Origin of the sequence: Mariprofundus erugo (genome assembly GCF_005818865.1) — a bacterium.
In the GTDB taxonomy this organism is placed as follows: domain Bacteria; phylum Pseudomonadota; class Zetaproteobacteria; order Mariprofundales; family Mariprofundaceae; genus Mariprofundus; species Mariprofundus erugo.
Genome location: NZ_VBRY01000004.1, coordinates 36,096 through 48,261 on the forward strand (window position 1 = coordinate 36,096; position 12,166 = coordinate 48,261).

General features: G+C 54.5%; 6 protein-coding genes. 2 read left to right on the forward strand and 4 right to left on the reverse strand.

Going from position 1 to position 12,166, the window contains the following annotated elements:
* Positions 1-3 precede the first annotated feature (3 nt).
* From FEF65_RS13590 to pyrE, 3 genes are all read right to left on the reverse strand, one after another.
* On the reverse strand, positions 4-2,400 hold the full coding sequence (locus FEF65_RS13590) for a DNA translocase FtsK (RefSeq protein WP_138238726.1): 2,397 nt from the start codon (positions 2,398-2,400) through the stop codon (positions 4-6).
* 76 nt (positions 2,401-2,476) lie between these two features.
* A complete protein-coding gene (locus tag FEF65_RS05125; protein WP_138238727.1) occupies positions 2,477-4,135 on the reverse strand; it encodes a ribonuclease J in 1,659 nt (552 codons plus the stop codon).
* 81 nt (positions 4,136-4,216) lie between these two features.
* Complete coding sequence (pyrE, locus tag FEF65_RS05130; RefSeq protein ID WP_138238728.1) at positions 4,217-4,795, reverse strand: orotate phosphoribosyltransferase; 579 nt, start codon at positions 4,793-4,795, stop codon at positions 4,217-4,219.
* Positions 4,796-4,962: 167 nt separating this feature from the next.
* On the opposite strand from pyrE, the gene abc-f reads away from it, so the two are divergent.
* Together abc-f and FEF65_RS05140 are read left to right on the forward strand one after the other, a co-directional pair.
* Positions 4,963-6,855 carry a ribosomal protection-like ABC-F family protein gene (gene abc-f / locus FEF65_RS05135; protein WP_138238729.1) on the forward strand — a complete coding sequence of 631 codons (1,893 nt, stop codon included), beginning with the start codon at positions 4,963-4,965 and terminating at the stop codon, positions 6,853-6,855.
* 624 nt (positions 6,856-7,479) lie between these two features.
* On the forward strand, positions 7,480-9,168 hold the full coding sequence (locus tag FEF65_RS05140) for a CHASE domain-containing protein (RefSeq protein WP_138238730.1): 1,689 nt from the start codon (positions 7,480-7,482) through the stop codon (positions 9,166-9,168).
* A gap of 238 nt (positions 9,169-9,406) precedes the next feature.
* Here the strand turns inward: FEF65_RS05140 and FEF65_RS05145 are convergent, their stop codons facing one another.
* Positions 9,407-12,118: a diguanylate cyclase gene (locus FEF65_RS05145; RefSeq protein WP_238701210.1), complete on the reverse strand. Its 2,712-nt coding sequence runs from the start codon at positions 12,116-12,118 to the stop codon at positions 9,407-9,409.
* Positions 12,119-12,166 lie beyond the last annotated feature (48 nt).

The following is a 12,166-nucleotide window of genomic DNA, read 5'->3' on the forward strand; positions in this document are numbered from 1 at the left end:
ACATCACTCGATCACCCCGCCGCCATCCGCGGATGAACGAGCCAGCACCTTGCGCAGACCACCCGACCCGGGCGGCGATACCAGCCCTTCACGCTCCATCTGCTCCACCAGCCGGCTGGCGCGGTTATAACCGATACGCAGGTAGCGTTGCACCATCGATACGGAACAGGATCCCTTCTCAATCACCAGTGCTGCCGCCTCATCATATTTTTCATCATGCTCATCGCCACCATCACCACCGGGACCTGATGACGCATCACCGCTGCTGCCGATTTCGAATACCTCTTCCCGGTAATCGGGGGCTCCCTGCCCTTTCAAATGCTCAACTAGTGCAAGCACTTCGGCATCGGAGACGAAAGCGCCATGCACACGGCGCAGATCACGACCGCCACTGAGGAACAGGCTGTCACCATGACCGAGCAGCTGCTCTGCCCCCATCTGATCAAGAATCGTACGGGAGTCGATCTTGGATGAGACCTGAAAGGAGAGTCTGCTTGGCAGGTTGGCCTTGATCAGGCCGGTAATGACATCCACGCTTGGACGCTGCGTGGCCAGAATCAGGTGCAGACCGGCTGCACGCGCCTTCTGGGCAATTCGACAGATCGCCTGCTCCACCTCTTTGCCTGCCACCATCATCAAATCGGCCAGCTCATCGATCACAATCACAATCATCGGCAGACGCTCAGCCGACTCATCATGTTCGACGCTCTTGTTATAGCCATCGATATTGCGCACTTTGGCATCGCTCATCAGCTGATAGCGGCGCTCCATCTCGTATACCGCCCAGGCAAGGGCCTTGGCCGCCTTGTGGGGGTTGGTCACCACTGGCACAAGCAGATGCGGAATATCATCGTACACCGAGAGCTCCAGCATCTTCGGATCCACAAGAATCATACGAAGCTCTTCCGGGGTCCTTGCCATCAGCATCGAGCAGATCATGGCGTTCACCGCCACCGATTTACCTGAACCGGTGGTACCGGCTACCAGCAGATGTGGCATTTTGGCCAGATCGGAAACCACCGGATTGCCGGAAATATCCACGCCCATGCCAAGCGGCAACATCAATCGTTTATTGGCAAAGGCAGGGCTGGCAAGCACCTGATGCAGTACCACCATCTCGCGTTCATGGTTGGGAATCTCAATGCCGATCACGTTTTTGCCCGGAATATTACCGGCAACACGGACACTGATTGCAGCCATGGAGCGAGCCAGGTCATCCTGCAGAGCAACGATGCGGTTCACCTTGGTGCCCGGAGCAGGCTCCAGTTCAAACTGGGTCACAACCGGGCCCGGCTGCACAGCTACGACATTACCATCGACACGATAATCCAGCAGCTTGCTCTCCAGTGAGCGCGCAACGCCCTGCAGTACCTCAGGGTCATGCTCTTTCGGTGTTTCCGGGCCACGATCAAACAGATCCAGCGAGGGCAGTTCAAAGCCGGAATTATCGTCATGATGGCGTTCAAGTGATGCCACAGTCTCAACCGTAGCACGCTGGGAAACCTTTACCTTTACAGGCTTTAGCTCTTCCGGCTCAGGTATGGAAACAACCTCTTCACGGACAGGCGATCTGGGGGCAGGAGCCGGCTCTGGCGCTTTTTTCCTGCTCGCAGGTTTGGTGATGACAGGTTCAGTCAGCTCCGGTTCGAAATCGCCAAAGAAGGCATCATCGCTATCAGGAATATACGGCTCGACCGGTTCATCAAAAGCAGATGGTTCATAAGCCGGAGCTGCTGCTGCGGCAGCATTGCGGGTCTGACGAACCTTGTTACGCTCCTCTCGCGCTTCGATACGCACCTTGCGATGTGAAATGGCTGAAAACATTTTCCTGACTATGTCGCCAGTGGCAGCAAACCCATTGCAGGTCCACTCGTACAACTTCTTCATCAGCGCAAGCAGTGACCAGTGTGAGGCTGTAACCCCGGAGCTGAGCAACAGGGTAATGAGCAATACATCGCGACCGACATCTTTCAAAGCACCATGGATCGAGTGCTCCAGCATCATACCCAGTGCCCCACCACTGCCAGCCTTCAGAGACAGCAGATCGGCACTGCTGCCGGCTGGAAGATGGGCCTGCAGCAATGCCGAGACCGAGAGTACAACCGGCAACCAGAACAGCGATGTCCAGCCTGAGTGCCACAACTTGCGTCCCCAGGCGACCCGGACGGTCAATAAGGTCAGCAGCACCAGCCAGATCCAGGCAGCATAACCAAACAGCTGATAGATAAAATCGGCCAGATAGGCTCCGGCAATACCGGCCATATTACTCGCCGGAGCTTTTGTTACATGATTCCAGGAAGGATCGGCCGGAGAATAACTGACCATGGCCAGCCCCATCACAATGACAATACCGGCAAGCAGTAGTGCCAGTGATTCCCGGGCAAGTAAACGTACATCCATCAGTGCATGATCCCTATTACAGTCTTTTCTTCATAGGAAGCGGTAACCTCCTGTAATAATACAACTAAACAAACCACTAGATTGCCACCACCACCGGTAAAACCATCGGCCTGCGACCCAGGCGGCGCTTGCACCAGCGGCGCAGATAGAGGCGAACCTCTTCTCGTGTCGCATCCAGGTCTGCCAGCAATTCAAGATCAAGCGAGCTCAGGAAGCCGGCCAGATCTGAGGCTGCTGCTGAAAGAATATCGCTGCTGACATCTTCATGCAGAACACCGCGAGCCACCAGCTCCGGATCAGCCAGCAGTGTTCCCTCATGCTGACTGAGCAATACCGTCGCCGAGATCATGCCGTCTTCGGCGAGGAAGCGACGATCACGCAACACGTAGTCATCAATCTCATCACGACTGTCACCATCGACAAAAACAGCACCGGCATGGAAACCGGGACCGTGAGCAATGCCGTCATGATCAGCTACTACGCTGTAACCGTTTTCGGCGATAATTGTCTGCTCAAACGGGATGCCGGTGGCGACAGCCAGATCGCGGTGCTCGATCAGGTTGCGGTATTCACCATGAACCGGGTAAAAATATTTCGGACGGGTCAGCTGCATCATCGTCTTCAGCTCATGGGCATGGGCATGGCCGGAGACGTGTACAGCGGCCTGCCTTGCGTGCAACACACGCGCCCCGCGCCGATAAATGTGATTATATAAACCGGCAATAATCCGCTCATTACCCGGAATATTACTGGAGGAGAAAATCACCAGATCACCATGGCCGAGCTTGAGACCGGTAAAACGATCCTGGGCGATACGGCCGATGGCCGCTCTTGATTCTCCCTGGGAACCGGTCGCAATAATCAGCAGCTCATGATCAGGAATATGCTGTAACTGCTTGATATCTACCAGTGTTCCGGCAGGAATACGAAGGCGGTTCAGATCCTGGGTAATCTTCATATTGCGTTCAAGACTGCGGCCGGCCACCGATACGCGACGCCCACAGGCAATGGCAGCATCGATAATCTGCTGGATACGGAACATATTCGAGGCAAAGGTGGTGACAATCACCTTGCCTTTGCACTGGGCAACCGCCTGACGCAGTGCCGGCCCCACAATGCGCTCGGACGGACCGCTGCCGGAATGGGTGGCATTGGTCGAATCGGAGGCCAGAAGAAACACCCCTTTGTCACCCAGCTGGGAAAAACGGTGCAGGGCTGTTGCCCGACCATCAATCGGAGATGGATCCAGCTTGAAATCACCGGTATGGATGATCACGCCGAGCGGCGTATGAATGGCCACCGACACCGCATCCATGATGGAGTGAGTCACCGGCACACCTTCGACGTCAAACGGACCGATCTGCACGGTATCACCGTTTTCAGGCAGTGCCCGCAGATCGGCCTTGTAACCAGTTTCCGAGAGTTTACCCCTGATCAGCTCAACCGTTACCTCGGTTGCATAGACCGGCAGTTTCAATCGCGGCAGCAGATGAGGTAAGCCGCCGATATGATCTTCATGCCCGTGGGTAATCAGCATCGCATGAATTTTCAGCCCCAACTGATCAAGTGCGGAGATGTCCGGCACCACATGATCGACACCATGTTGCCCCGGTTCGGGAAACCCCATGCCGCAATCGACAATGACAGCGTCCTCATCAATGGCATAGACCATCATATTCTTGCCAAATTCTCCTACGCCGCCGAATGGAAAGCAGCGAAGCCTCGGGTCACTCATGTCATCTCCTTGTCGTGATCAATCATATTTCCATGCTACTGATTCGCCGTGCGCCCTGTCACAACACCGACTGCGCTTTTTTCAGGCGGCGCCGCGGCTGCCGGGCTTCACTGCCGGAGTCCCTTCGGCACACAAAGGGCAGCTATCAGCTGCATAGGTTTCCACATCGAGCGTCAGCGCTGTTGCATATGGCACATCAAAACGACCTTCAGCAGCCGGTGCACGATCGACAACCGCCACCACCATCACCGGATTACCACCTTGCTCACGCACAACAGCCATGCACTCGCGCACAGAACCACCGGTCGTAATCACATCTTCAACCACCAGCAGGCGTGCACCGGCGGGAATGGTGAAACCACGACGCAGCTGCATCTCCCCTTCCTTGCGCTCGGTAAACAGAAACGGCTTACCAAGCTGACGGGCCACTTCCTGTCCTATCACAAGGCCACCGATAGCTGGCGATACCACCATATCAATGCCATCTGCATCGACCTTGCCGATCAATTCGGCGGCCAGTGCGGCAGCATTATCAAGATTCATCAGCACCAGTGCCGACTGCAGATAACGCGCTGAATGGCGACCACTCGATAGAATAAAGTGGCCGTTCAGCAGTGCACCAGCCTGCTCATACATGGCCAACATCGTTGTCTCGTTCATTTGTCCATCCTTGTATGGATCGGTTACAGCCAGATGAATGGCCAACCATCCAGAAAAATTCGCGGCAGTGTAACAGCTTAAGTGTTCGGGAAGAACCTTGCAGCTGCACGGGGTTGCTGCAGTAATCTGAAATTGTTGCCTGGTGCAGTTATACAGTAGAGTGGCGCATGCTCTATTTTGACCAGCTCACACTCCGGCGCGGCAGCAAACTGCTGTTTGAAAACGCCACCCTGACCATCCATGCCGGCGATAAACTGGGAATTACCGGTGCCAATGGTTGCGGAAAATCGTCGCTTTTCGGCCTTGTGCTCGGACAACTGGAAGAAGATAGCGGACGCTTTCGCATTGATAAAGGCACCATCATTGCCCATGTGGCACAAGAGACCCCTGCCCTGCCGATTTCGGCAATCCGCTATATCATGCAGGGCGATGCCGAACTGTCGCAACTTGAGGCGGATATCCAGGCGGCCGAGCAACATGGGCATGGCGATGCACTGGCAAGGCTGCATGAACGGATGGCTGCCATTGATGGCTATGCCGCACCGGCCCGGGCTGCCCGGCTGATGCATGGCCTGGGCTTTGCTTCCGGTGAAGAAGAACATGCCGTCGCCAGCTTTTCCGGTGGCTGGCGCATGCGCCTGAACCTTGCCCGCGCACTGATGTGCAGGTCCGATCTTCTGTTACTTGATGAGCCGACCAACCATCTGGATCTGGAAGCGGTCATCTGGCTGGAAAAGTGGCTGCGCAACTATCAGGGTGCCATGCTGCTAATTTCGCATGATCGTGACTTTCTTGATCGCTGCGTCACCCATATTGCCCACATCGAGCAACAACGATTCAATCTTTATACCGGTAACTACTCGGCCTTTGAACAGATCAGGACCGAGCAACTGGCTCAACAGCAGGCTGCGCACGAACGGCAGCAAAGCCAGATTGAGCATATGAACAGCTATATCAATCGCTTCAAGGCCAAAGCCTCAAAAGCCAGACAGGCGCAAAGTCGGATCAAGGCACTTGAGCGCATGCAGCTGATTGCACCTGCCCATGTGGATTCACCTTTTTCGTTCAGCTTCAGTTATCCGGGGGCCGTTCCCAATCCGCTTTTGCGCTTGCACAAGGCATCTGCCGGTTATGACGGGCGCATGATTCTCAAAGACACCTCATTCAACCTGCTGCCGGGAGAGCGTATTGGCTTGCTTGGCCCCAACGGAGCGGGCAAATCGACGCTGATCAAACTGCTGGCCGGAGAGCTGGCACCGGTCAGTGGTGGCCGCGAGGCAGCCAAAGAGCTGCGCATCGGATATTTTGCCCAGCATCAGCTGGAACAGCTGCATGATGAACTGACTCCGCTGCAACACCTGCAGATGCTGGATGACCAGTTGGGAGAAAAGAATGCACGCCTGTATCTCGGTGGATTTGCTTTTCACGGGGATATGGCCACCAGCCCCGTTGCCCCGCTTTCCGGTGGTGAAAAGGCGCGCCTGGTACTGGCCATGCTTGTGTATCAGCGACCGAACCTGTTGCTGCTGGATGAGCCAACCAACCATCTCGATCTTGATATGCGTCATGCGCTCTGCATGGCACTACAGGATTTTGAAGGAGCGATGATTCTGGTCTCGCACGATCGACACCTGCTGCGCAGCGTGTGCGATGAGCTGGTGCTGGTAGCCGATGGCAGTGCCACCCCATTTCAGGGGGATCTGGAAGATTATGGTCGCTGGCTGATGTCCACGCGCGATGCTCAGGAGACCACCGACACCGCTGCCAACCAACCGTCACGGCAACAGGAACGGCGCAACCGAGCGGATATGCGCAAGGCGCTGCAGCCGCTGCGCAGCCGGATCAAAAAACTTGAGTCCGACATGGAAAAGTTACACCGGCGCAAGGAGGAGCTTGATTTGCAGCTGGCTGATCCAGCACTCTATGATGGCAGCCAGGTGGAGCTGCAGAAAAAGCTGGCCATCGAATCAGGCCAGTTAAACCAGAAAATTGATGCCAGCGAAGCGATATGGCTTGAAGCATGTGAAGAGCTGGAACTTGCCGAACAGGAGAGCCAGTAAGCCTTCTTCATCAGCCGAGTGGATGACCAGTGCCCCCGCAGGGCGAGGGCATGATGACCGAGTCATTTTTTCTTTGCCTATAAATAAGGCGCATATGCACATGATTTAACTCACTGCCTCCTGCCGCTCACTGGACAGATAGTGAACGCCAGTCACTTCGTCGTTAAAAACCAGGAGTGTGGGCGCACCGGCATACTTTGAGTATTTATAGGGAGATGCGGATTTATTGCCCTCCTGGCAAGAATCAGTTCGCAAAGACAAAAGCGTGACAAAGAGGCAGGAAGCCGATTGGACGGCCAAAGGCCGCCCGCAGGGCGAGGGCATGATGACCGAGTCATTTTATCTTTGCTTACAAATCAGTCACTTACGCATCTGATTTGATCGCTGCATCCTGCAGCTCACCTGGCGGCGGCAAAACCGTCCAATCCGGCTATCCTGCCGGATTGTGGCGCCCGTCCATGGCTCGCTCGGAAGTGCCGAATTGATCAGCACTTCCATAGCGGATGAGCTTACTTGCCTGCGCCAACTGTACCCTGATTTCAGCTTAACCAGGCAAAGCAGCAGGATGCTGGCCTGATTATTGCTGCGGATCGGACTAACAAGCGCTGAGTCAGGTGGTACACGATGTCCAGGCCCCATGCAGAACAATCCCATAGTGAACTGATTGCACCGCCAAAACGTGCATGGCACGATATTTTCCATAATGAAATCACAGCCTGGATTGTACTGATCACCTCTCTTTCGCTGACCCTGATTGCCTGGTCGATTTCGCGGCATTACGTGGGCATTCATGCTCAGGACAATTTCAATTTTGCAGTAGAAGATGCGCGCCAAAAGATCATTCAACGCATGCTCGAATATGAACAGGTCTTGCGCGGCGGCGTTGCATTGTTTGAGGCCAGTGATGAAGTCACTCGCATTGACTGGCACAACTATGTTAGCACTCTGAAGATCGACCTCTACTATCCCGGTATTCAGGGGATCGGCTTTGCATCCGTACTGAAACCGGATGAAGTAGCCCGACACGAGACAATCATCCAGGCGAATGGATTCCCCGATTTTGCCATTCATCCGACCGGCAAACGCGACACCTACAGCAGTATTGATTACCTCGAACCCTTCGATTGGAGAAACCGGCGTGCATTCGGCTATGACATGTTCTCCGAGTCCACCCGTCACAGCGCCATGCTCTATGCCATGAGTACCGGTAATCCGGCCCTATCCGGCCGTGTAATTCTGGTGCAGGAAACGAATCAGGATGTGCAGGCGGGCTTTCTGATGTATCTCCCGCTTTACCGCAAGGGCGCAACCATCGATACACCTGAAGAGCGGCGATCCAATATCATCGGCTTTGTTTACAGCCCTTTTCGCATGCACGATCTGATGCAGGGGATTCTGGGAGCAGTGCCGAATAATCTCTCGTTTGAAATCTACGACAGCAACACCGGGTCGGATGACCAGTTAATGTATCGCTCAACTCACGATGGCTCCGGACACACATCCGAGACCAACATGTTCGACACACACACAACCATCGAACTGCCGGGTCATACATGGCATGCCCATTTTCACAGTACAAGCAGTTTCGAGAAAGAGCTTTCCAGCGCTCAACCCGCAGTCATCGGGGTCGGCGGTGTCGCGGTCGATCTGCTGCTTTTCACTATCCTGCTCTCTCTGTCCAATCAAAAGAAGCGGATTGCCATCAAGAATGCAAAGCTGATCGCCATTGATGCCAAACTGCAGGAAGCACTGCATCAAGTCGAACAGATGGCCTATTACGATTCGCTCACCGGTCTGGCCAACCGACGCATGATGGATGCGCGCCTGCAGCAGAGTATGGCCATGAGTCATCGTGACCATCATTACCGGGCCCTTCTGTTTCTCGATCTGGACAAATTCAAGGCCGTCAATGATGAATTGGGCCACGACGCAGGTGATCAGGTGCTAATCGAGGCGTCCCGCAGAATGCAGGGAAGTATCCGCGAAGTGGACATCACCTGCCGCCTGGGTGGCGATGAATTTGTCATCATTCTGGAGCAACTGGGCAAGGATTACGCCGTCGCCCTGCAGCAAACGCGCAACGTGACCGAAAAAATCCGACAGGCGCTTTCTTATCCCTATGCTCTGGAAAAGGAAGAGCGCATTTGTAATCCAAGTATCGGCATCACCCTGTTCAATGACAGGGAAAGCAAGCTCGGACAATTGCTACAACTGGCCGATGAAGCCATGTATGCCGCCAAATCTGAGCAAGGAAATATTCCGCACCTGGCAATCCGGGAAAATGACGATATCAGGATTCATCCCTGCACTTGAGCCTCGCCCATCTGTTCACCAGATCCGGGATCAGGTGCCAACTTAACTGGTTGAGCCCCTATATTGCTGTAGTTAAAAACATGATTGAGTGATCTGACCCGGGCAGATCACCGGATGAATCGCTCCCGGTCAGGGAAGCAACAACAAACAGCGGGTTTAATCAGCCCCCCCCCTAATCGGCTCAACTATAAACTAAAGAACTGACCCTCCGGGTTAAGAACTGACCCTCCGGGTTCGATCAGCCCCCTGAGCAGACCCGGTTTCGCCCTGCCTTTTTGGCCCGATACATCGCTTGGTCGGCACGAATCAGCAACGCATCAATATCCCCCTCCCCCTCGTCAAGCGTCACCACACCGAATGAGGCGGTGATGCCAAGCTGATCCCCGCCCGGCAGCGCAATGCCATCCTCGGCCATTGCCATACGCAGGCGCTCGGCGACATCCAGCCCCTGCTGCAGATCTGTCTGAGGCATCAGGATGGCAAACTCCTCACCGCCCAGACGTCCGATCGTATCGATATCACGCAGCACCGTTCCGCACCAGTCGGCAACCTTGCGCAGTACCTGGTCCCCCACATCGTGTCCATAACTGTCGTTCACTTTTTTGAAAAAATCGATATCAAACATGGTCAGGGAGAGCGTCCCGCCATAGCGCCTGCAGCGACCAATTTCACTCTCTGCCTGCTGTAGAAAATAGCGTCGATTCGCCAGGCCGGTCAGCGCATCAAAATGAGCCTGTCGTTCCAGCTCTCTCTCCATACGTTTGCGCCCGGTGATGTCCTGACCAATGGTGAGAATGCCAGAAATCGCGCCGGACTCGTCGCGTTCAGCAACCATGCTGACCAGATGGGTCTCTTCGCCGTCAATCCCGGGGATTTCAGTTTCAAAGACACGCGCTTCGCCGGTTGTCACGATTTGGGATACCTTATCCATGAAAAATGCGGCAAAGGGCAACTCTGGAAACTCATCGAGGCGTTTGCCGATAACCGTTTCAACAGGCACAGGAAAGTTGTACTTCAGCTTTGGGTTGCTGTAGAGCAATCTACCTTCGCAATCATATCGGGCAATGAGTACAGGAGCATTTTCGGCCAGCGTGCGAAATTCCCGCTCACGGGCTTCCAGAAGCTGCTCCATCTGCTTGCGCTCACTAATATCCCGACCGATCGCCAGCACGCCGACAATCGCGCCAGCTTCATCGCGCTCGGCAACCATATGTATCAAATGGGTAGGGGTATCATCCATCGCACCAAGTGCACCAAACTCGAACGAGACCTCCTCACCGGTTTCAATTACATGCATCAATTGTGATTCATAATAGCATTCATAACCCTGGGCATGTTCGGCCGGACGTCTCCCCAGCATCTTTTCGGCAGGGGCGTGCAGCGTTTGTTCCAGACGCGGATTGGCATAAATCATTCGTCCATGCAAATCGTATCGAGCAATATTATCGGGGGCATTCTCGGCCAGACTGCGAAATTCGCGCTCACGTTCTGCCAGTTCGTCACGCGTGTTTCTGTTTTCAATAGCAATCGCGGCAATATTGGCGGCGAAGGTGATGCGCTCGATATCTTCAGGGCTCGGGGTGGATGGCTGGCTGTGATAGATTGCGAAAGTGCCTAATACATTGCCTTTGGAGCCGAAAATGGGTTCTGACCAGCAAGATCCGAGGTTGGCCTGTTGGGCTATTTCGGCAGCTACTCGCCAATATTCATGAGTGGAAATATCTTCAACAATAACCCGCTTTCCCGAGAAAGCTGCTGTTCCGCAGGAACCTACGCCCATACCAATCTTTAACCCGTTGACGATATTGTTATAGAAGTCGGGAAGACCGGGAGCAGCCCCCGTATAAAGGCACTGGCTCTCCTGATCCAGTAACAACACACTGCACATTGAGCTGGGCTCTTCCGCTTCGATGGCGCTCACAATGGCAGACAGAATATCGGACAAAGGTAATCCCCTGGCCACCATCTCCAGCATGGCATCGTGAGCACGGTTGCGCAGTTCGCTCTGCCAGTGGTCAGTGATATCGCTGAAATTAACCAGTCGTTTGTTGCCGACCCATGAGACGCGGATGACGACGCGGCGCACACTCCCGTCCCTGCATGTCACATTAACTTCCAGCTCAGGTGGTACCGTGCCCTCCTGATGAGCCAGTGCCACTGCTTGCTGCCACGGGACAACCACCTTTTCCCGGTAGTCCGGATCTGGGTAGGCTGATTGATACCAGACCGAAAGGTCGGGCAGATCACCCAGCGTATAACCGAACAGTTCAGTAAACCGCCTGTTAACATACTCAACCGTACCGTTTGCATCGGACCAGCCGATACCGATCGGCGACAGGTTCAGCAAATCCTCCAGCTCAATACGCTGTTCGGAACTCTTCTTCAAATCATGCTCAAGCTTTGTCTCACGCAACCTTGCCAGTCCATTGCTCGCCAGAACCTGCGCCATGCCGACCATACACGCCATGTGTGCCTCCATCCGGGCCTTGCTAACAATGGGCACCGCACGAATGGCATCGAGGTAGCTGGTCTCGTCAAACTTGAAAAGTTCCGCCTGTTTTCGGAAAAATTCCATGTCCGGCGCCTCGCTAAATACCTGACCGAGAAACAGGGTCGCCAGTTGCTGCCCTTCAATCACGACAGGGGTCGCATAGTCGTACAGACCATTTTCACACAGGCAACCGGTGACTTCACCCTTATGCAACTTCCCCATCAACCTGATATTACTCTGATGACAACGATGCTGCATGTCCGGATTCGCCCTGTGAAAGTACACGCATGCATCGACCCAACCGGCCTGCGTTATAAGCTCACCACCGGGAGCGACCAGCCCGTTGGGAATGCCGGTCGCTTTGAAGAAACTCTCCAGCAGTTGTCCGAATGACGTCACATCAACCAGATCACCGAATTTAAAGACGGGCACCGAACTTTCACTTTCTTTATTCATCATTTCAGCCAATTTCTGCCTCCTGATCATGGCATGCGACATGACATGATC

Coding starts and splice junctions, on each gene's coding strand:
- FEF65_RS05145 (WP_238701210.1), bottom strand. CDS start 12,118: ATGATGAATAAAGAAAGTGAAAGTTCGGTGCCCGTCTTTAAATTCGGT.
- FEF65_RS05140 (WP_138238730.1), top strand. CDS start 7,480: ATGTCCAGGCCCCATGCAGAACAATCCCATAGTGAACTGATTGCACCG.
- FEF65_RS13590 (WP_138238726.1), bottom strand. CDS start 2,400: ATGGATGTACGTTTACTTGCCCGGGAATCACTGGCACTACTGCTTGCC.
- pyrE (WP_138238728.1), bottom strand. CDS start 4,795: ATGAACGAGACAACGATGTTGGCCATGTATGAGCAGGCTGGTGCACTG.
- FEF65_RS05125 (WP_138238727.1), bottom strand. CDS start 4,135: ATGAGTGACCCGAGGCTTCGCTGCTTTCCATTCGGCGGCGTAGGAGAA.
- abc-f (WP_138238729.1), top strand. CDS start 4,963: ATGCTCTATTTTGACCAGCTCACACTCCGGCGCGGCAGCAAACTGCTG.